We start from the raw sequence: 21324 nt of genomic DNA, 5'->3' as shown, positions 1-21324 counted from the left end.
CCGGATGAAAACGAAAATCGCTAAACATCTATTACAAATCAAAGCTGTCTCATTAAAACCAGACGCACCGTTTACGTGGGCAAGCGGCATCAAATCACCAATTTACTGTGATAACCGCCTAACTTTGTCGTACCCGGAAGTTAGACACGACATCGCTGAAGGTCTAAAAGATCTGATTCTCACTCATTTTGAGGGAGCTGAAGTGGTCGCTGGTACTGCGACAGCAGGTATTCCGCATGCGGCATTAGCGGCAGATCGCCTGAACGTGCCGATGTGTTATGTCAGAAGTAAGCCAAAAGCACACGGAAAAGGGAATCAAATTGAAGGAGTCGTATCGCCTGGTCAAAAGGTTGTTGTCGTAGAAGACCTCATTTCAACAGGAGGCAGTGTGCTTGAGGTTGTCGCTGCCCTTCAAGATGAGGGCTGTGACGTACTCGGAGTTGCGGCTATTTTCACATACGGCCTGCCAAAAGCAGCTGCAGCTTTTCAAGAGAAAAACATTCCATATGTCACACTAACAGACTATGACACGCTGACAGACGTAGCACTGGAGCTAAAAGCAATCGAACCTTCTGCTATGAATAAACTAAAACGCTGGAGACAAGATCCTTCCTCTGAATCCTGGATGGAAGAAACGGTCTAAAAAGCTGTGCTTAGCTGCACAGCTTTCAGCGTGTAGACAAACCTTCGCATTCTGTGTCAGGTCTGCGCTTCGGTGTTCGTCCCTCCTGAACTTCAAAGGTTTTCTATCACGCTGAAAAAAGAAAAAGGGCTAAAATAAACATCATTTTAGCCCTTTTTCATTTGGTTAAAAATAGTAAAATAGACTCAAATTTAAATAAAAACTAATCCTATCAATAAAGTCGGGTTGACTTTTGTTTGAATTGTGTTAATATTTAATACAAATTAAAACTCTTATCCAGAGAGGTGGAGGGACTGGCCCGATGAAACCCGGCAACCTGCGATTCGCAAGGTGCTACTTCCTGCAAAATGATTCTATTTTGAAAGATAAGGAAATTGTGAGCTTCCTCATCTTTCTTTCGGACTGAAAGAAAGTTTTTTTATTTTAACGATGAGGAGGAAGAGGAGATGGAAGTGAAACAAAACCAGGATGAGGACTTAGTGAAGCATATGGAAGAACTGATTGGGGATATGAAATTCGGTTCGATTACGTTGATTGTTCAGGACGGTCAAGTGATTCAAGTGGAAAAAAACGAAAAAATTAGATTGAAGTAGTGCGGAGAGTAGCAATATGAGCGGTACTCCGGAAGGGGAGAAACAATGTTAACTTACGAAAATTGGCAAGAGCCGTCCATTACATTTCAAGAGGACGATTTGTATAAAGGGGCCCTATCTGTGTTGAAATGGGCGTACGGTCATTATGGTGATCAGCTCGTTTATGCATGCAGTTTTGGCATTGAGGGCATTGTCCTGATTGATCTTATTGCGAAAGTAAAAAAGGATGCGAGAATTGTTTTTTTAGATACAGGTCTGCATTTCAAGGAAACGTACGATACAATTGATGCGGTAAAGGAAAGATACCCCGGATTAGACATCGTTTTGAAAACACCTGAATTGACAGTTGAACAGCAAAATGAGCAGCATGGTGAAAAATTATGGGAAACAAATCCTCAAAACTGCTGCCATATGCGCAAGGTCATTCCTTTGCAAGAGACACTATCTGGCTATCCGGCATGGCTTTCTGGCTTAAGAAGAGAGCAGTCACCAAAACGAGCAGGTACGAATTTTTTAAATAAGGATGAAAAATTCAAATCAGTAAAAGTATGTCCGCTCATTCACTGGACGTGGAAGGACATATGGAGATATGCATCTAGAGAGGATCTTACTTATAATCCGCTGCATGATCAAGGATACCCAAGTATCGGCTGTGCACCGTGTACACAGCCAGCATTTACTGCGGATGATTTGCGTTCTGGCAGATGGTCAGGTACAGCAAAGACAGAGTGCGGATTACATGAGTAAGGGAGCATAATGTATGGAAATCGCCGCAATTTTATTTAGTTTATTCTTTGCTTTAAACATAGGCGCAAGCGGAGCAGCTGCTTCTATGGGCATTGCGTATGGGTCAGGTGCAATTAAAAAGCCCATTTATGCACTCAGCGTTTGTGCAGTTGGGATTTTAGCAGGTTCAGTGATTGGCGGCGGTGAGGTCGTCAAAACGATCAGCTCTGGTATTATGCCAGAATCTGTGATTACACTTGAGGTTGTTTGTATCATCATTGGTTCTGCCGCATTATCACTCTTCATAGCAAATCTGATGGCGATCCCTTTGTCAACAAGTGAGGTCACAGTAGGGGCTGTGGTCGGTGTTGCAGTCGCATATAAAGTGTTATATGTGAAATCTATTTTAGTCATTGTGGCCTTTTGGATCATCATTCCAGTTGTCGCTTTTGTTTTTACCTTTGTTGTAGTCAAAATCATCAGAATGTTCCCTAAACGCAGGTTATCTAAAAAAGGCACAGCGATTTTATCAGTCTTGCTCATTATCAGTGGATTTCTAGAGGCGTTTTCAGCCGGCATGAACAATGTCGCCAATGCGGTCGGTCCGCTTGTCGCCTCAGGTGTGTTGTCTGTTGGGCAAGGAACGCTTTACGGCGGAATCTTCGTCGCAATTGGTGCCCTTTTGCTTGGCAGAAGGGTGCTAGAAACAAACGGAAAGAAAATCACCCGCTATCAAACGGGTGAAGGGATTTTGTTATCGAGTACCGGTGCTGGACTCGTCATCGTCAGCTCTATTTTTGGGCTGCCAGTTCCACTTACTCAGATCACTTCCTCGTCCATTATTGGACTTGGGATGGCAAAGGGTGGACCTAACATTTTTCATAAACATATCGTGAAAAAGATGCTGAAGGTTTGGGTTGTGTCACCCTTTTTATCACTCAGTCTATCGTATCTGCTGGTGAGCCTTTTCTTAAAAAGCGACTATTACTCTATCTTTATCATGATGAGTGTACTGCTTGCCTCACTTGGTGCGCTGAGTCTGATGAAGGCAGTCAAAAATGAAAGCAGCTCTATTCATGAGCAGGGCGGCGGGATTTAACCATAAATCCGACTATTAACATCTAATAAATATGAACATTGAGAGGAAGATGAACAAATGAGTTTAACACCACATGGTGGCGTATTAATTAATCGAGTAAATGAAGAATATGATCTTAGCACGGCTGCGAAGGAAATCGAACTAGATGCGATCTCCTTTGCAGACCTTGAACTCATCGCAATTGGTGGATATAGTCCAATTGAAGGGTTTTTAACAAAAGCTGATTATGAAGCAGTTGTGAGCAGTATGCGACTAGCAAGTGGTGTCGTTTGGTCTCTTCCTATTACGCTGCCAGTCACAAAGGAAAAGGCAGCTGAGATCAATCAAGGTGATATAGTGCGTCTATCGTACAATGGAACAGTATACGGGATTATTGAAGTAGAGGATCAATACACACCAGATAAGGAAAAAGAAGCTGTGAATGTGTATAAAACAGATGACCGCGATCATCCAGGCGTGAAAAAATTATTTGAACGCGGTGACACGTATATTGGTGGTAAAATTACACTGACGAAACGAAGCGAAAAACCGTTCCCTCAATTTACGTATGAGCCAGAAGAAACAAGAAAACATTTTAAAGAAAATGGATGGAAAACAATTGTTGGTTTCCAAACGAGAAACCCCGTTCACCGTGCCCATGAATATATTCAAAAGACAGCACTGGAAACAGTTGATGGTTTATTTTTAAATCCACTTGTTGGTGAAACAAAATCTGATGATATTCCAGCAGATGTGAGAATGAAAAGCTACCAAGTATTATTGAACGGTTATTATCCAAAAGATCGCGTCTTTTTAGGTGTTTTTCCTGCTGCAATGCGTTATGCTGGACCAAAGGAAGCGATATTTCATGCGCTTGTTCGCAAAAATTATGGCTGCACACATTTTATTGTCGGAAGAGATCATGCAGGTGTTGGTGATTATTACGGCACATACGAGGCGCAGGAGTTATTTGATCAATTTACAAGTGAAGAAATTGGCATCACTCCGTTAAAATTTGAACACAGCTTCTACTGCAATACATGTGAAGCGATGGCAACACCAAAAACATGTCCGCACGATAAAAGTGAGCATGTCATTCTTTCAGGTACAAAGGTTCGAACGATGCTGAGAAACGGTGAATTACCACCAAGTACGTTCAGCCGAAAAGAAGTCATTGAAACATTAATCGAAGGATTAAAAACGACGGTATCTTAAAGGGAGGGTATGACATGAGCAACGAACATATCGTGTGGCATGATTCATCTATTACAAAAAAAGAATATCAACAGAAAAACAATCATACAAGCGGCATCATCTGGCTCACAGGTCTTAGTGGATCAGGTAAATCAACGATCGCAAATGCAGCGGCTAGAGAGCTGTTTGAACAAGGCTACCAAGTCACAGTCCTTGATGGAGACAACGTACGACATGGACTCAATAAAGATTTAGGGTTTTCAGATGACGACAGAAAAGAAAATATCCGGCGCATCGGAGAAGTGGCGAAATTATTTGTTGAGCAAGGGACCATTGTCATCACAGCTTTTATTTCTCCGTTTCAAGAGGATCGCCAAATTGTCAGACAGTTAGTCGAAGATGGGGAATTTCACGAAGTGTTTGTGAAATGTGATCTGAACGTGTGTGAAGAACGTGATCCAAAAGGATTATATAAAAAAGCCAGAAACGGCGAAATTCCATTTTTCACTGGAATTGATTCACCGTATGAAGAGCCAGCTGCGCCTGAGCTTGTCCTAGATACAGGTGAATTGTCTCGCGAGGAGTCCAAACAGCGCCTCGTTGATTATGTAAAGGGAAGAGCGAAATAATCGGCTGATGGCAGGGGGAGAAAGCACGATGGGGAAAGTATACATTGTTGGTGCCGGACCGGGTGATCCAGACTTAATTACATTGAAGGCCCATAAGGCAATACAGCAGGCAGATGTCATTTTATATGATCGTCTCGTCAATCAAGAGATTCTCGCCCACGCCAAACCGGAGGCGGAATTGATCTATTGCGGCAAGCTGCCAAATCATCATACGATGAGACAGGAAGCCATCAATGAAGCGCTTGTGACTCATGCAAAGAAAGGGAACGTTGTCGTTCGTCTGAAAGGCGGCGATCCCTTTGTATTTGGCCGCGGCGGTGAAGAAATTGAATGCTTAGCTGAGCACGGGATTCCGTATGAGGTCGTCCCTGGGATTACCTCTGGTATTGCAGCGGCTACTTATGCGGGCATTCCGGTGACGCACCGTGAATTCAGCTCAAATGTCGCTTTTGTCACAGGACATTATCAAAAGGATGAACATTTTGAAGAAAAGTGGGAGGCGCTGGCAACGGGAATTGATACTCTTGTCATATACATGGGCGTCAAAAACGTGGAAAGAGTGCAGCGGCTTCTTTTGAAAAATGGGCGGAACCCTGAAACACCAGCTGCGTTTATTCACTGGGGAACCACTACGAGGCAAAAGACGACTTGCTGCACTGTGGCGACGCTGTCTGAAACCGTTGAAAAAGAAGGAATCGAGCATCCAAGTTTAATTGTTGTAGGGGATGTGGTTCATTTTCATCAAAAGCTGAACTGGTTTGAACCCGCATTAATCGAGAAATGAGAACGAAAGAGAAAAGACACGTACATACATCGTGTCTTTTCGTCTGATCAAAACAGGGTGAGAGGGAGGAGCCAAATGAAACAAGCTGTACTTTATGTTGGGCATGGAAGCAGGGTAAAAGAAGCACAAGATAAAGCCATTTCTTTTATGAAAAGCTGTATGCCGTTAGTAGAAGCGGATATACAAGAAATTTGTTTTTTAGAGTTGACGGACCCTTCTATAGAAGAAGGATTTGAGACTTGTGTGAAAAAAGGAGCAACACACATTGCGATCGTCCCGCTCCTCCTTTTAACTGCCATGCATGCAAAATCAGATATCCCAGTCGAGATTGAAAAAGTACAAGAACGTTACCCGCAAGTGAAAGTGACATACGGAAAACCAATCGGGGTGAATCAAGAAGTTACGAAAGCTGTTGTCGCAAGGATTGAAGAAGCTGGATATCAAGGCGAGAGAGCACGGATTCTTTTGATTGGCCGCGGAAGCTCTGATCCAGATGTGAAGCGAGATGTGTTTGGCATTGCGGGCGATGTTCGAAGCCTGCTCCCTCATGCAGAGGTTCTTCCATGTTTTATTACGGCATGTGAGCCAAATTACCGAGATGTTCTTGCGCAGATAACAGCAGATGACGATACGCCTGTGTATATCGTTCCTTACCTATTGTTTACGGGCATTTTAATGAAAGAGATTGAAAGCGAGGCCGTTCAGGCGAGAGAGCGACTTCAGGATGTACGAGTATGCCGGTATATTGGCTTTCATCCGCATGTGAAAGCCGCTTATATTGAACGCGTGCAAGAAACCATTTTAAACAAAGAGGATGCGTTCCGTTTTCAAGGAGAAAGCCATGCTTCCAGTCCATCTTGATCTAACGAATAAACAAGTGCTCATCGCCGGCGGCGGACTGGTAGCGGCAAGAAGGGCGAGTGCGCTATGCATGGAGCCTTGCCGCATAACCGTCGTGAGTCCTGACATTAGTGATGAAATGGCCCATCTGATTGATACATATGAGCTGAATTGGAAGGAAAAGAAGGTGAGCGCTGAAGATTTGGAGGATGCATTTTTCATTGTTGCTGCAACAAACGACCCTTCGGTGAACGAATGGATTGCGCAAACAGCGCTGCCGCATCAGCTTGTCAACTGTGTGAGCCAATCAGAGCTAGGCAATGTGATTATGCCAAAGGTTGTCAAAGCAGGGAAAGTGACGATTTCAGTATCGACGAGCGGCGCAAGCCCAGCCCGGACAAAACAGCTGGCTGCGGCAATCGAGACCTTGCTTGAAAAAGAAGATGTAGACGCACTTGAAGCCCTCTATATAGAAAGAAAAAAACGACAAAGAAAAAGCCGATAAAATCTCATGTAAGGATTTTATCGGCTCTTTTTATTTTCGTAGCTTTAAGACAACATCTTCATCAGGCGTCACAAATAATGTTTGCTGCTGATCATACGTAACAAAGCCCGGCTTTGCTCCGTTTGGTTTTTTCACATGACGGATTTTCGTATAATCGACAGGCACGGAGCTGGATTCTTTTGCTTTAGAGAAGTAGGCAGCAATTTGAGCCGCTTCATGCAATGTTTGTTCATCTGGTGTTTGATGACGTATGACGACATGTGACCCAGGAATATCCTTTGTGTGCAGCCAAATGTCATCACGAGCAGCAGCCTTTGTGGTCAAATACTCGTTTTGTTTGTTATTTTTCCCGACTATAATGGGAATGCCTTGAGAAGATTCATACGATTCAAGCTGGATGGCCGCCGGTTTTTTCTTTTTGGCGTGACGCTTTTGTTTGGCGCGCAAATATTTCCCTTCAACAAGCTCTTCTCTCATTTCCTCTAAATCTTTTGGCGAGGCCGAGGACAGTTGCTGGGTCAGCTCTTCAAAATAATTAATTTCTTCATGTGTTCGCTTGATTTGTTCATTCACAGCCTCAACTGCATTTTTCGCCTTTTGATATTTTGTAAAATACGCCTGCGCATTTTCAGAAGGGGTTTTGTTTGTTTTTAGCGGGATCGTCATTTCTCCGCCTTCTTCATCGTAATAATTGATGACAGTCGCTTCTTTATCCCCTTTTTTTATGGCATATAAATTGGCTGTTAACAATTCACCATAGAGCTGATATTTATGCGCATCTTGAGATTCTTCAAGGGTTCTTTTTAGTTTTTTCAGCTTGTTTTCATTTTTCTTCTTTTCATTCGCGACAAACCGTTCAAGGTCAGCCGCCTGTTGTTTTACTCTATCCCTTTCAGCTTTTCCAAAATAAAAGCGGTCAAGCAGCTGGCTGAGAGAATCGAACGTCTTCATTTCGCCATTTACATGCTGGAGTTCTAATAAATAGAAATACTCTTTGCCGTCTTTTCTTGTGACCTGCGGTGTAAAAGAATGCGTCCGAATGAGCTGGAACATGTCAAGTAATGTATTTGGGATCGTTGCCTGGTTGGCAAGACCGGCCCTGTGAACAGCTTCCTTTGCAAACAGCGGGGAAACCCCGGAGAATGTATCGACAATTTGATTCGTGATTTTTCCTTCTTGAAAGCGCAAATGCTTTAAAATATCATCCTTCGTCACTTCAAATGGATTCAATTTTTGCTGTGCAGGCGGCAAAAGATATTCATGACCTGGCAGCACCGTTCGATAGCTGTTCACAGATGGAGAAAGATGTTTTAGTCCATCGATGATCTGCTGCGTTTCGTCCTCTACAAGAATCAAATTACTGTGCCGTCCCATGATTTCGATATAGAGCTTCCGCGTTTGTTCATCGCCAATTTCATTTCGGCTTCGCACATGGAGCACAATGACCCGATCAAATCCAACCTGTTCGAAACGTTCAATAAATCCGCCCTCAAGATGCTTTCTGAGGAGCATACAAAACATTGGGGGTTCGCTTGGATTGTCATAATGATGCTCAGTGAGCTGCACTCTCGCATAGCTCGGATGAGCCGATAAAAGGAGCTTATGATTCTTCCCGTTTGACCGGATATGAAAAATCAGCTCGTGCTTATATGGCTGATGTATTTTGGAAATTCTCCCGCCGGTTAATGTTTCTTGCAATTCATTTGTCATACCGTATGTAAAAATGCCGTCAAATGACATGTTGGATACACCCTCTTCTTTCACACAAATCTACTGAAAGAACCTTACATTTTCTCGTTCTTTAGGCAGTCATATTATTATAGCATGATTTAGGACGAGTCTGAATAAACTGGCTTATAGAACACTGCATATGAGAGAGAACAAAAGAGGAGTGGACGAGGTCAAATGAATTGGCATGAACTGAACCAAACCGATTTATTAAAAACAATGAATACATCGATAGGTGACGGACTGTCAGAAAAAGATGTGCAAAAGCGGCTTGAAAAACACGGGCCAAATGAATTGCAGGAAGGGAAAAAGGCGTCGGCTTTCATCATCTTTTTAGCGCAATTTAAAGACTTTATGGTCTTAATTTTGCTTGCGGCAACGATTATTTCTGCCTTTTTAGGAGAATACATTGATGCTGTGGCGATTGTAGCGATTGTTCTGATTAATGGTGTACTCGGCTTTTATCAAGAACGCCGGGCGGAAAAATCCCTTCAAGCGCTAAAGGAATTATCGACTCCTCATGTGTATGCAAGGAGAAACAATGAGTGGGTCAAGATCCCGTCTAAGCACCTCGTACCAGGGGATATTGTGAAGTTTTCGAGTGGAGACCGGATTGGGGCGGATATTAGATTACTAGAAACAAAGAGTTTAGAGATCGAAGAGTCAGCTCTCACTGGTGAGTCCATCCCAGCGGTCAAACATGCAAGCCCACTTTCACGAGACCATGTCTCGCTAGGAGATTTGACGAACATGGCCTTTATGGGGACGCTTGTCACTAGAGGAAGCGGTGTTGGGGTTGTCATCGGGACAGGAATGAATACAGCCATGGGACAAATTGCCGGCATGCTGGATGCTGCAGGTAATATGGAAACACCGCTGCAAAGACGTCTCGAACAGCTGGGGAAAATCCTGATTGTTGCTGCTTTATTCTTAACTGTACTCGTTGTTGTTCTTGGCGTGGTACAAGGACATGATTTGTATCATATGTTCCTAGCGGGTGTATCTCTTGCTGTTGCTGCGATTCCAGAAGGACTGCCGGCGATTGTAACGGTCGCACTTTCCTTAGGTGTGCAGCGGATGATCAAACAAAAATCAATTGTCAGAAAGCTCCCAGCGGTGGAAACGCTCGGCTGCGCGTCGATCATTTGCTCAGATAAAACAGGGACAATGACGCAAAATAAAATGACGGTAACACATGTGTGGGCAGAGGGGAAAACGTGGAATATTTCTGGTACGGGCTATGAGCCGTCTGGTGATTTCACCTTAAATGGAGAACTTGTCCATGTTGACAAACATCCAAGCCTGCAAAAGGTTTTATTATATGGTGCGCTTTGTAATACATCGACCATTGTTGAAAAAGATGGGGAGATGAGGCTTGATGGAGATCCGACAGAGGGAGCACTTTTAACCGCAGCACGTAAAGCAGGCTTTACAGAGCAATTCATAGAAACTGGGTTTCACGTCGTAGAGGAGTTTCCTTTTGACTCAGAAAGAAAAATGATGTCAGTCGTTGTCGAAACGAATCAAAGAGAGCGGTATGTCATTGCAAAAGGTGCGCCAGATGTACTGATGGACCGTTCAAGTCATATCATGCACGGCGGACGCACAGCCTCATTTTCAACAACTCATCGACAGGAAACAGAAGCTGCGATTCAAGGCCTAGCAAGACAAGCGCTTAGAACCATTGCGATTGCGTATAAAAAAGTCGGTTTGACAGAAAAAATCACATCTGTTCAGCAGGCCGAAACCGATCTTACATTTATCGGATTAGAGGGCATGATTGATCCACCTCGTCCTGAAGTCAGGCGAGCGATTAAAGAGTGCAGGGATGCTGGCATTAAAACTGTGATGATTACAGGGGATCACGTGGAAACAGCCAAAGCCATCGCAAAAGACTTGAGTCTTTTACCGAAGCAAGGAAAGGTACTTGACGGGAAAGCGTTGGACCAGCTGAGTGACAAAGAGCTTGAGCAAATGGTTGAAAATGTATACGTCTTTGCCCGGGTATCCCCGGAACATAAGCTGAGAATTGTGAAGGCCTATCAAAAAAATGGCCATATTGTGGCGATGACAGGTGATGGGGTCAATGATGCGCCCGCAATTAAACAAGCAGATATCGGAATAGCCATGGGCATCACAGGAACAGACGTAGCAAAAGAAGCATCCTCCCTTATTTTACTTGATGACAACTTTGCGACCATTAAATCCGCTATTAAAGAGGGCCGGAATATTTACGAAAACATTCGCAAATTTGTCCGCTATTTGCTCGCATCAAATGTTGGAGAAATTTTGGTCATGCTGTTTGCGATGCTCCTTGCGCTTCCGCTCCCACTCGTTCCTATTCAAATTTTATGGGTAAACCTTGTGACAGATGGACTCCCAGCTATGGCACTTGGGATGGATAAGCCAGAAGGCGATGTCATGAAGAGGAAGCCGCGGAACATGAAAGAGGGCATATTTGCTAGGGGGCTTGGCTGGAAGGTCATATCAAGGGGATTCCTCATTGGGCTTGCCACTCTGTTAGCATTTATGTTTGTGTATCACCGCGATCCAAACGAACTGCAATATGCACAGACTGTCGCATTTAGTACGCTTGTTTTGGCGCAGCTCATTCATGTATTTGACTGCCGCAGTGAACGGTCTATTTTTGAACGTAATCCATTTGGGAATTTCTATTTAATCGGTGCTGTTTTATCATCACTTCTTCTGATGTTTGTGGTCATTTATTATCCGCCGCTTCAGCCGATTTTCAAAACAGTGGCAATTGCACCAATTGATTGGCTACTGATCATCGGTATGTCCGCACTGCCAACTTTTTTACTGGCAGGATCACTTTTGACAAGAAAAAAATAATTCGTTATGGTATAATTTTGAGGTAATAGTGTCTGCTATTACCTTTTTCATTTTATTAATATGAAAGAATTGGGTGTTTTGACATGATACGCAGTATGACGGGATTCGGCCAAGCGAGTAAAACGGATGGAGAACTGACAGTGTCAATTGAGCTAAAATCAGTCAATCACCGTTTTAAAGAGGTTCATGCCCGTTTGCCGAGGCCGCTTTTATATTTTGAAGATACATTAAAAAAAATCATTCTTCGTCACGTGCAGCGCGGTAGAATAGAGCTGTTTGTCACGATTGAAGGTGGCAAATTAGCAAGCCGGTCTTTACAGATCGACTGGCCGCTGCTTGATGAATACATGAAAGCCTCAAAAGACCTCGAGGAACGTTATCACATTTCAGGCATTCAGCATGCACATGACTTACTTGGGCTGGAGCATGCGGTTCAGGTAGAAGAGTCGGTCAGCCGAAATGAGCAGCTAGAGCATTTGCTGGTAGACGCTTGTGAGGCTGCTGTCAAGGAGCTTTGCTTCATGAGAGAGCAAGAAGGGACATCACTACAAAAAGACTGTGAACTGAGGCTCTCTGAACTAGAGGCCTATACAGAAGAAATAAAAGTCTTTGCACCAGAGGTTGTGAGTCAGTACAAAGAACGATTGAATCAAAGATTGCAAGAATGGATCGGAGAGGCGCTTGACGAAAGTAGATTGACGACAGAGGCTGCCATCTTTGCTGATCGCTCTGACATTACAGAAGAGATCACAAGATTAAAAAGTCATTTTCAGCAATTTCAGCAAATCTTGACGCAAGGCGGGGCTGCCGGCCGAAAACTTGACTTTCTTGTACAGGAGCTCAACCGTGAAGTGAACACCATTGGATCAAAAGCGAACCATCACCATTTAACAAAGCTGGTGGTCGAAATGAAAAGTGCTATTGAAAAAATAAAAGAACAAGTGCAAAATATAGAATAGTCATTGTGTATGCTGTTTACAGTGCGTCTCTTTCGGCGAGACTAGAGACGTTTATATTACAGGGGGACGAAAGAAGATGACCATAAAGTTGATCAATATCGGATTTGGAAACATCATTTCAGCGAATCGGATGATTTCGATCGTCAGTCCGGAATCAGCACCGATTAAACGAATGATACAAGACGCAAGAGATCGAGGCATGCTCATAGATGCTACATACGGAAGAAGAACCCGTGCTGTTGTCATTATGGACAGTGACCATGTCATCTTATCTGCCGTTCAGCCTGAGACTGTCGCGCAAAGACTTTCTGTAAAAGAAGAAATCATAGATGAAGGGCAGGGGTAATACGCCATTATGAAAGAAAGAGGACTTTTAATCGTTCTCTCTGGACCTTCGGGAGTTGGAAAAGGAACGGTCAGACAAGCCATTTTCTCCCAGGAAGATACGAAATTTGAATACTCTATTTCTGTTACGACACGCAAACCGCGTGAAGGTGAAAGAAATGGTGTCGATTATTTCTTTAAAACCAGGGAAGAATTTGAAGATATGATTGAAAACAAAAAGCTGTTAGAATGGGCAGAATATGTCGGGAATTACTACGGCACACCTGTTGACTATGTAGAACAGACACTGAGCGAAGGAAAAGATGTTTTCCTTGAAATCGAAGTGCAAGGTGCACTTCAAGTAAGAGAAGCTTTCCCGGAAGGTCTTTTTATTTTCCTTGCACCGCCTAGTCTTTCAGAACTTCAAAACCGCATCATTACTCGCGGTACAGAATCTGAGGAACTCATTCGAAATCGAATGGCCGCTGCAAAAGAAGAGATTGAAATGATGGATGCTTACGACTATGTCGTTGAAAATGATGATGTCGAGCTTGCTTGCGAAAGAATCAAAGCGATCGTCCTTGCAGAGCACCTGCGAAGAGACAGAGTCGCACCAAGATATAAAAAAATGCTGGGGGTAGAATAAACGATGTTAGATCCTTCAATTGACTCATTGATGAACAAACTTGATTCAAAATATACACTTGTGACAGTGTCTGCACGCCGTGCACGTGAAATGCAGATCCATCAAGATCAGCAAATCGAAAACACAAAGTCTTACAAATTTGTAGGAAAAGCACTTGAAGAAATCGACGCTGGTCTTTTGACATTTGAAAAAGAAGATCAAGAATAACACATCGCTTCTGCAATGCAGATACGATACGTTCAAAAAAGTCAAAACTATGATTGGTTTTGACTTTTTTGAATTGTAGACGAATTTGTGAAAAAGGCCGTTAAGGGGGACAAACAAATGTTACAGTCAAAAAATATTTTGCTCGGCGTCAGCGGAGGAATCGCCGTATATAAAGCAGCTGCACTTACTAGTAAACTCGTACAGGCGGGCGCAAATGTAAGAGTGATTATGACGGAATCTGCTCGTGAGTTTGTGTCTCCGCTTACCTTCCAAGCCCTATCTCGACAAGAGGTTTATGTGGATACATTTAAAGAGAACAATCCAAGAGTCATTGCGCATATTGATGTAGCTGACTGGGCCGATCTCATTCTCGTTGCTCCTGCAACAGCACATACGATTGGTAAAATGGCTGCAGGACTTGCAGATGATATGCTCACAACCACCTTGCTTGCTTCAACAGCTCCTGTATGGATCGCACCGGCTATGAATGTGCATATGTATGATCACCCAGCTGTGAAGCGGAACATTCGTACATTATATGAAGATGGATACCGGTTTATTGAGCCAAGTGAAGGTTATTTAGCTTGTGGCTACATTGGAAAAGGGCGTTTAGAGGAGCCTGAAAAAATTATTGAACACATTCGTGCGTTTTTCGAGGAGCCAAAAAGCTTGCCGCTTTCTGGTAAAAAAGTTGTGGTGACAGCAGGTCCTACACGAGAAGTGATCGATCCTGTTCGTTTCTTTACAAATCGTTCTACTGGGAAAATGGGCTATGCCATTGCAGAAGCTGCCCAGCAAATGGGGGCTGATGTCACGCTTATTTCGGGCCCTGTTTCTTTGACTGCGCCTGACCATGTAGACGTGGTACACGTTGAATCGGCAGAGGACATGTATCAGGCTGCTTTAGATGTGTACGGGGAGGCAGACCTTGTCATTAAATCAGCAGCTGTTGCCGATTACACCCCTGTCACGACATATCCTCATAAAATGAAAAAGCAAGATGGCGCACTGGAAATTGAATTCACGCGGACAAAAGATATTTTAAAAGAGCTGGGGAAAAGAAAAGAGCATCAAGTGCTTGTCGGTTTTGCTGCTGAAACGCAGGATGTAGAATATTATGCGAAAAAGAAAATCGAATCCAAGCATCTAGATATGATTGTTGCCAACAATGTAACAAAAGAGGGTGCAGGCTTTGGCACAGACACAAATGTGGCAGCGATTATCAAAGCAGACGGAACAAAAAAAGAGCTGCCGATGATGAGCAAAAAAGACCTCGCTTTTGAAATCTTAAAGGAGGCAAAACAGCTGTTGCCAAAAGAGCGTGATCGAGCATGATTGCTGAAGTCATAGTGGATGTCACAACGAAAGCCATTGATCGGCCATTTGATTACCGTGTACCTGATCGGTTCAAAGATCTCGTCAAAGCGGGGATGAGGGTGGTCGTTCCCTTTGGCCCGAGGAAAATTCAAGGGTTTGTGACAAAAGTCAAAGATGTAACAGACGTAAAGACAGGAAACATCAAGGACATTGTGGATTTATTTGATTTATCACCTGTTCTGACAGATGAGCTAATGGAGCTTTCCCACTGGCTGACGGAAAAAACATTGTCCTATCATATTACGGCTCTGCAATCCATGCTCCCTGCAGCCATGAAGGCCAAATATGAAAAAGAAATTCAGGTGTTATCAGATGAAGAACTTCCGCAGTCATTGAAAGAGCTTTTCGGTCAGCAAGAAAGCATACTTTACGCTGACATCCCGCCTGAACAACTGAAGTACATTCAAAAGCATGTCCAAAAAGGTCATCTAGAGGTGAGATATCATGTCTCTCAAAAATCTGGAAAGAAAAAGGTACGCATGCTTCAGGTCGTCGTTTCGAAAGAAAAACTTGAAGAAAAGCAGCAGCAGCTAAAGAAAAATGCGGTGAAACAAAAGGCATTGCTCTCCTTTTTGCTTCAAGCGAGTGAGACCACTTTTTTAGCGAAAGACTTACAGCTGCAAACAGGCGCTAGTTCTCAAACGCTTAAAACCTTTATTCAAGAAGGGCTGTTAACAGAAAGCTATGAAGAGATCTATCGAGATCCTTATGCAGACAGGGAGTTTAAACCATCTGATTCCCTCGATCTCACGACAGAACAAGCAGAAGCAGCGAAACACATTCATCAAGCAGTGAGTGATGAACAGCACGAAACCTTTCTGCTGCACGGGGTGACAGGAAGCGGGAAAACGGAGATTTATTTGCAGACCATTGACCATGTACTTCAAAAGGGAAAAGAAGCGATCGTTCTTGTTCCTGAAATCTCATTAACCCCTCAAATGGTTCAGCGGTTTAAAGAACGATTTGGCTCAAGTGTGGCTGTTCTTCATAGCGGATTATCGACAGGGGAAAAATATGATGAGTGGCGGAAAATTCACCGCAAGGAAGTCAAGCTTGTCGTGGGAGCAAGGTCCGCTGTTTTCGCTCCATTTGAAAATCTAGGAATGATTATCATAGATGAAGAGCATGAATCTTCCTACAAACAAGAAGAGATGCCCCGTTATCATGCCAAGGACGTCGCAATTGAACGAGCAAGACGGCACCAATGTCCAGTCGTATTAGGCAGTGCGACACCTTCCCTTGAGTCCTATGCGCGTGCGAAAAAAGGTGTGTATACATTGCTGACGCTAAAGCAACGCGTGAACCAGCAGCAGATGCCGCACGTCTCGTTAATTGATATGAGGGAAGAATTAAGGAATGGCAACCGGTCTATGTTCTCAGAAGAATTAATGCTCAGGTTAAAAGAAGTGCTTGAAAGGAAAGAACAAGCCGTCTTATTTCTGAATAAAAGAGGCTATTCATCCTTTGTGATGTGCCGTGATTGCGGATATGTGGAGCAATGTCCTCATTGCGAGATTTCTCTTACCTATCACCGTTATCAAAAACGGCTGAAGTGTCACTATTGCGGTCACGAAGCCCCGGTACCTGTTGAATGTCCAGAATGCCACAGTGAGCATATTCGTTATTTTGGTACAGGTACGCAGCGAGTAGAAGAAGAGCTCACAAAGGTTTTGCCTGAGGCGAGGGTGATCCGAATGGATGTAGATACAACCTCTCGAAAAGGCGCTCATGAAAAACTTCTCACCTCATTTGGCAACAAAGAAGCGGATATTCTACTCGGTACGCAGATGATCGCAAAAGGCTTAGACTTTCCAGACGTCACACTTGTCGGTGTACTGAGTGCGGACACGTCCCTTCATATCCCTGATTTTCGTTCAAGTGAAAAAACATTTCAACTTCTCACGCAAGTCAGCGGCCGGGCAGGGCGCCATGAAAAAACGGGCTCAGTCATTATTCAATCGTATACGCCTTCTCACTATAGTATTGAATTAACCAAGCAGCATGACTATAAAGCCTTTTATGAGCAGGAGATGCTGCATCGTCGTCATCAGTCCTATCCGCCATTTTACTTTTTGGCCATGGTGACTGTATCACATGAAGAAGTGACGAAGGCAGCGCATGTCGCGGATCAAATTGTCCAGTTTCTGAAAATGAACTGTGCACCGAATACAAGAATCCTTGGTCCAGCTGCATCACCGATCGCTAAGATCAAAGATAGATATCGATATCAATGCGTGATAAAATACAAAAGGGAAAATGAACTGGCAAGTTTACTACGGAAAATACAAGATCATTATCAAAAAGAAATGGAACAAAAACAGTTGATGATTTCAATAGATATGAATCCATATATGATGATGTAAAACGGAGGGCTTTAAGTGGCAATAAAACCAATAGTCATACATCCGGCAGAAGTGCTTGAACAAAAGGCAGAGCCTGTTGATACGTTCGATAAAAAGCTCAAAAAACTGCTCGATGACATGTATGATACAATGCTTGAGCTAGATGGAGTCGGACTAGCAGCACCGCAAATCGGTATTTCAAAAAGAATTGCCGTTGTAGATATAGGGGAAGAATCTGGCAGAATTGATTTAGTGAATCCCGAGGTTCTTGAAGTAAAAGGAAGCCAGACTGACATTGAAGGCTGCTTGAGCTTTCCATCTTTATACGGCACTGTAGAAAGACCCAATCATGTGAAGGTGAAAGCCTTTGATAAGAAAGGCAAACCATTTACAATAGAAGCAGAAGGATTTTTAGCAAGAGCCTTATTGCACGAAATTGATCATTTAGACGGCATATTATTTACGTCGAAAATCATTCAAACCTATACAGAAAAAGAACTTGTGGAAATGGAAGGGTGAAGAAAATGGCACGTATTGTATTTATGGGAACCCCTGATTTCTCAGTACCTGTGCTGCAAACACTGATAACAGAAGGATACGAAGTCGTAGGGGTCGTCACGCAGCCGGATCGCCCGAAAGGCAGAAAACGAGTGCTCACGCCGCCTCCTGTGAAAGTGGAAGCCTTAAAGCATGGTATCCCTGTTTTGCAGCCTGAAAAAGTGCGCCTTGATGAAGAAATCGATAAAGTGCTTGCATTAAAGCCAGATTTAATTGTAACAGCAGCATTTGGACAAATTTTACCAAAAAGGTTACTAGATGAACCTGAATTTGGCTGTATCAATGTTCATGCTTCTTTGCTACCAGAGCTAAGAGGCGGGGCGCCGATCCATTATGCGATCCTGCAAGGCAAAAAGAAAACAGGTGTGACCATCATGTACATGGTTGAAAGACTCGATGCAGGTGACATGATTAGTAAAGTAGAAGTAGAAATTGATGAATTAGACAACGTTGGGACATTGCATGATAAATTAAGCATAGCAGGCGCCGCATTGCTAAAAGCTACTGTTCCAAATGTGCTGAACCGGTCCATCTCTCCAATTCCGCAAAATGAAGAGGCAGCAACCTACGCACCTAATATTAAGCGGGAACAAGAAAGGGTAGACTGGACAAAAACCGGAGAAGAGCTTTACAACCAAATACGCGGCTTAAATCCATGGCCAGTTGCCTATACTGAATGGAACGGCGCTCATTTAAAAGTTTGGGAAGCGAAAAAAGTTCCGCTTCAAGCGCAAGAAGAACCTGGGAAAGTGATTGAGCTTCAAAAAGAAGGACCGGTCATTGGAACTGGCAATCAGCAAGGCCTTTTATTAACAAGTGTGCAGCCGGCTGGAAAGAAAAAAATGACCGGCGAAGACTTCTTAAGAGGCGCAAATATCGAAATTGGACAGAAATTAGGGTTAATGAATGAAGAAAAGTAATGTGAGAGAAGTAGCGCTGGACGCTTTAATCAAACTCGAACAAAACCAAGCTTACAGTAATTTGCTTTTGCAGTCAGTCATGAAAGATAAGGATCTGGCAGATCAGGACAAACCACTGTTAACAGAGCTTGTGTACGGTACACTGCAAAATAAGCTGGCACTAGATTACATGCTGGCGCCCTTTGTGAAAAAACCGCAAAAGGTGGCCCCGTGGGTCATGCAGCTTTTGCGTATGTCTCTTTATCAAATGGTCTACCTTGAAAAAATTCCAGATCGTGCAGCCATTCATGAAGCAGTCGAGCTAACGAAAACGCGCGGGCATAAAGGCATATCTTCACTTGTGAACGGCGTACTTCGTTCGGTACAAAGAGAAGGCGTTCCGGCATTTGATGCAATCAAAGATCCTGTAAAAAGGCTCTCGATTGAGACAAGCCACCCACTATGGCTTGTAGAGGAATGGGTTGAGGCGTATGGCTTTGAAGCAGCTGAAAGCATGTGCCGCATTCATTTAGTGCCGCCAAAGCAAACTCTTCGTGTCAATCGAATGAAAACCGATCGCATAGCCTTACAGAATGAACTGATGGATGCCGGTATTGAAACAGAGCTTGGCGACTTATCTGAGGATGCACTGAAGCTCATGAAAGGATCCATCGTATCAACTCCTTCTTTTCAAGAAGGCTTTGTGACCATTCAAGATGAAAGTTCAATGCTTGTCGCAAGAGCACTAAACCCTCAGCCGGGAGAAACGGTGCTTGATGCCTGCGCGGCTCCTGGCGGCAAATCAACACATATTGCAGAGCGAATGAACGATGAGGGGAACATTGTTTCACTTGATTTACATGAACACAAAGTGAAACTCATTAACCAAGCAGCAAAGCGTCTGCACCTTACTCACATTGAGGCAAAAGCACTTGATGCAAGGAAAGCAGCAGACTATTATAGCGAAGCTTCGTTTGACCGTATTCTGATTGATGCACCGTGTTCTGGTTTTGGCGTCATTAGACGAAAACCAGATATGAAATATACTAAGTCACAAGAAGACTCAGCAAGGCTTGCGATAATTCAGCAGGCCATCTTGAACGAAACAGCCTCGCTTCTAAAGCCGGGCGGAACCCTTGTATATAGTACATGTACAATGGATCCAACAGAAAATCAACAAGTGATTCATGCGTTTTTACAAGAACACCAAGACTTCGAACCCGATCTATCTCTTAATGAACGGCTGCCTGAGCAGGTTGCTCCGTTTGTTCAAAACGGAAGTGTGCAAATTCTTCCTCATTATTTCGGAACAGATGGTTTCTTTATTTGCAGCATGAGAAAGAAGGGATAAAAAATGACAGAACAAAAAGTAAGAAAAGAACTGAAAACGGACATGCCGTCGATCTACTCATTTGAGCTTCACGAAATCAAAGAATGGTTAAAAGAACAAGGTGAAAAGCCTTTCCGTGCAGCCCAAATTTTTGAATGGCTTTATGAAAAACGTGTGACATCCTTTGACGAAATGTCTAACCTTTCAAAGGAATTAAGAGAAAAATTGAAGGATCAATTTGCAATCACCACATTAAAAACAGTGATCAAACAAACATCTCAAGATGGAACGATCAAGTTTTTATTTGAATTACATGATGGCTATACAATTGAAACAGTGCTCATGCGTCACGAGTACGGCAACTCTGTGTGTGTGACCACGCAGGTCGGCTGTAGAATTGGCTGTACATTCTGTGCATCGACACTTGGCGGCTTGAAGCGAAACCTTGAAGCAGGTGAAATCGTTGCCCAAGTATTGAAAGTGCAGCAGGCGCTTGATGAAACGGATGAGAGAGTTAGCTCTGTTGTCATCATGGGTATCGGTGAACCGTTTGATAACTTTGAAGAAATGCTGGCATTCCTAAAAATCATCAACCATGACAATGGCCTAAATATTGGCGCGCGTCATATTACTGTCTCAACAAGCGGGATCATTCCAAAGATCTATCAATTTGCTGATGAGCAAATGCAAATCAACTTTGCCGTGTCATTGCATGCACCAAATACAGAAATTAGAAGCCGCTTGATGCCGATCAATAAGGCATATAAGCTGCCAAAATTAATGGAAGCCATTGAATACTACATTCAAAAAACGGGTAGACGTGTCAGCTTTGAATACGGCCTGTTTGGCGGAGTCAATGATCAAGTTCATCACGCGGAAGAACTTGCTGATTTATTAAAAGGAATCAAATGCCACGTGAACCTCATTCCGGTGAACTATGTCCCAGAGAGAGATTATGTGAGAACACCAAGAGAACAAATCTTCCTATTTGAAAAAACGCTGAAAGAAAAAGGCGTAAACGTAACGATTAGACGAGAGCAAGGCCATGACATTGATGCTGCTTGCGGTCAGCTAAGAGCGAAGGAGCGTCAGGAAGAGACGAGGTGACG

At 43.4% G+C, this 21324-nt stretch carries 21 protein-coding genes and 1 riboswitch; of the genes, 20 read left to right on the top strand and 1 reads right to left on the bottom strand.

Annotated features, from left to right (window positions below; all coding sequences use genetic code 11):
• Positions 1-4 precede the first annotated feature (4 nt).
• The 9 genes from pyrE to BA70_RS02740 all read left to right on the top strand — a co-directional run bounded on the left by pyrE (position 5) and on the right by BA70_RS02740 (position 6992).
• Entirely contained in the window at positions 5-643 is a 639-nt protein-coding gene (gene pyrE, locus BA70_RS02775; protein WP_034317908.1) for an orotate phosphoribosyltransferase, read from the top strand.
• 269 nt (positions 644-912) lie between these two features.
• Positions 913-1015, top strand: a riboswitch (SAM riboswitch).
• 116 nt (positions 1016-1131) lie between these two features.
• Positions 1132-1236, top strand: a complete 105-nt coding sequence (locus BA70_RS19270; protein ID WP_420834670.1) for a DUF2292 domain-containing protein — start codon at positions 1132-1134, stop codon at positions 1234-1236.
• A 45-nt stretch (positions 1237-1281) separates the two neighbouring features.
• Positions 1282-1983 (top strand): phosphoadenylyl-sulfate reductase, encoded by a 702-nt coding sequence (locus BA70_RS02770; protein WP_034317905.1) that lies wholly within the window; start codon positions 1282-1284, stop codon positions 1981-1983.
• Positions 1984-1996: 13 nt separating this feature from the next.
• Positions 1997-3061, top strand: coding sequence for an inorganic phosphate transporter (locus BA70_RS02765; protein ID WP_034317902.1), 1065 nt, complete (start codon positions 1997-1999; stop codon positions 3059-3061).
• A gap of 57 nt (positions 3062-3118) precedes the next feature.
• The gene (sat, locus tag BA70_RS02760) at positions 3119-4255 is read left to right on the top strand and encodes a sulfate adenylyltransferase (protein ID WP_034317899.1); all 1137 of its coding nucleotides are present in this window, start codon (positions 3119-3121) and stop codon (positions 4253-4255) included.
• Between the two features lie 14 nt (positions 4256-4269).
• Positions 4270-4863: an adenylyl-sulfate kinase gene (gene cysC / locus BA70_RS02755; RefSeq protein WP_034317896.1), complete on the top strand. Its 594-nt coding sequence runs from the start codon at positions 4270-4272 to the stop codon at positions 4861-4863.
• Positions 4864-4891: 28 nt separating this feature from the next.
• Entirely contained in the window at positions 4892-5647 is a 756-nt protein-coding gene (gene cobA / locus BA70_RS02750) for a uroporphyrinogen-III C-methyltransferase (RefSeq protein WP_034317893.1), read from the top strand.
• 75 nt (positions 5648-5722) lie between these two features.
• Positions 5723-6508, top strand: a complete 786-nt coding sequence (locus BA70_RS02745; protein WP_034317890.1) for a sirohydrochlorin chelatase — start codon at positions 5723-5725, stop codon at positions 6506-6508.
• Positions 6489-6992, top strand: coding sequence for a precorrin-2 dehydrogenase/sirohydrochlorin ferrochelatase family protein (locus BA70_RS02740; RefSeq protein ID WP_034317888.1), 504 nt, complete (start codon positions 6489-6491; stop codon positions 6990-6992). The genes BA70_RS02745 and BA70_RS02740 overlap by 20 nt, the downstream gene beginning before the upstream one ends.
• 30 nt (positions 6993-7022) lie before the next feature.
• On the opposite strand, the gene BA70_RS02735 is transcribed toward BA70_RS02740, so the two are convergent.
• Positions 7023-8732: an Rqc2 family fibronectin-binding protein gene (locus BA70_RS02735; RefSeq protein ID WP_034317886.1), complete on the bottom strand. Its 1710-nt coding sequence runs from the start codon at positions 8730-8732 to the stop codon at positions 7023-7025.
• A gap of 165 nt (positions 8733-8897) precedes the next feature.
• Here BA70_RS02735 and BA70_RS02730 point away from each other — a divergent pair, with 165 nt between their 5' ends.
• From BA70_RS02730 to rlmN, 11 genes are all read left to right on the top strand, one after another.
• On the top strand, positions 8898-11573 hold the full coding sequence (locus BA70_RS02730) for a calcium-translocating P-type ATPase, SERCA-type (protein ID WP_034317883.1): 2676 nt from the start codon (positions 8898-8900) through the stop codon (positions 11571-11573).
• Positions 11574-11656: 83 nt separating this feature from the next.
• Positions 11657-12532 (top strand): YicC/YloC family endoribonuclease, encoded by an 876-nt coding sequence (locus BA70_RS02725; protein WP_034317880.1) that lies wholly within the window; start codon positions 11657-11659, stop codon positions 12530-12532.
• A gap of 76 nt (positions 12533-12608) precedes the next feature.
• The gene (gene remA / locus BA70_RS02720; RefSeq protein ID WP_008344898.1) at positions 12609-12878 is read left to right on the top strand and encodes an extracellular matrix/biofilm regulator RemA; all 270 of its coding nucleotides are present in this window, start codon (positions 12609-12611) and stop codon (positions 12876-12878) included.
• 9 nt (positions 12879-12887) lie between these two features.
• Positions 12888-13502 (top strand): guanylate kinase, encoded by a 615-nt coding sequence (gene gmk / locus BA70_RS02715; RefSeq protein ID WP_034317877.1) that lies wholly within the window; start codon positions 12888-12890, stop codon positions 13500-13502.
• Between the two features lie 3 nt (positions 13503-13505).
• Positions 13506-13709, top strand: coding sequence for a DNA-directed RNA polymerase subunit omega (rpoZ, locus tag BA70_RS02710; RefSeq protein WP_003211647.1), 204 nt, complete (start codon positions 13506-13508; stop codon positions 13707-13709).
• 117 nt (positions 13710-13826) lie between these two features.
• Entirely contained in the window at positions 13827-15044 is a 1218-nt protein-coding gene (gene coaBC, locus BA70_RS02705) for a bifunctional phosphopantothenoylcysteine decarboxylase/phosphopantothenate--cysteine ligase CoaBC (protein WP_034317874.1), read from the top strand.
• Complete coding sequence (gene priA, locus BA70_RS02700; RefSeq protein ID WP_034317872.1) at positions 15041-17449, top strand: primosomal protein N'; 2409 nt, start codon at positions 15041-15043, stop codon at positions 17447-17449. The genes coaBC and priA overlap by 4 nt, the downstream gene beginning before the upstream one ends.
• 15 nt (positions 17450-17464) lie before the next feature.
• The gene (gene def, locus BA70_RS02695; RefSeq protein ID WP_034317869.1) at positions 17465-17947 is read left to right on the top strand and encodes a peptide deformylase; all 483 of its coding nucleotides are present in this window, start codon (positions 17465-17467) and stop codon (positions 17945-17947) included.
• A 5-nt stretch (positions 17948-17952) separates the two neighbouring features.
• Positions 17953-18906, top strand: a complete 954-nt coding sequence (gene fmt / locus BA70_RS02690) for a methionyl-tRNA formyltransferase (protein WP_034317866.1) — start codon at positions 17953-17955, stop codon at positions 18904-18906.
• The gene (gene rsmB / locus BA70_RS02685) at positions 18893-20236 is read left to right on the top strand and encodes a 16S rRNA (cytosine(967)-C(5))-methyltransferase RsmB (protein ID WP_034317863.1); all 1344 of its coding nucleotides are present in this window, start codon (positions 18893-18895) and stop codon (positions 20234-20236) included. The genes fmt and rsmB overlap by 14 nt, the downstream gene beginning before the upstream one ends.
• Before the next feature lie 3 nt (positions 20237-20239).
• Entirely contained in the window at positions 20240-21322 is a 1083-nt protein-coding gene (rlmN, locus tag BA70_RS02680; protein ID WP_034317860.1) for a dual-specificity RNA methyltransferase RlmN, read from the top strand.
• The last annotated feature ends 2 nt before the right edge of the window (positions 21323-21324 follow it).

The organism is Bacillus zhangzhouensis, assembly GCF_000715205.1.
Taxonomy (GTDB): domain Bacteria; phylum Bacillota; class Bacilli; order Bacillales; family Bacillaceae; genus Bacillus; species Bacillus zhangzhouensis.
This window is presented reverse-complemented; position numbering and strand designations above follow the sequence as displayed.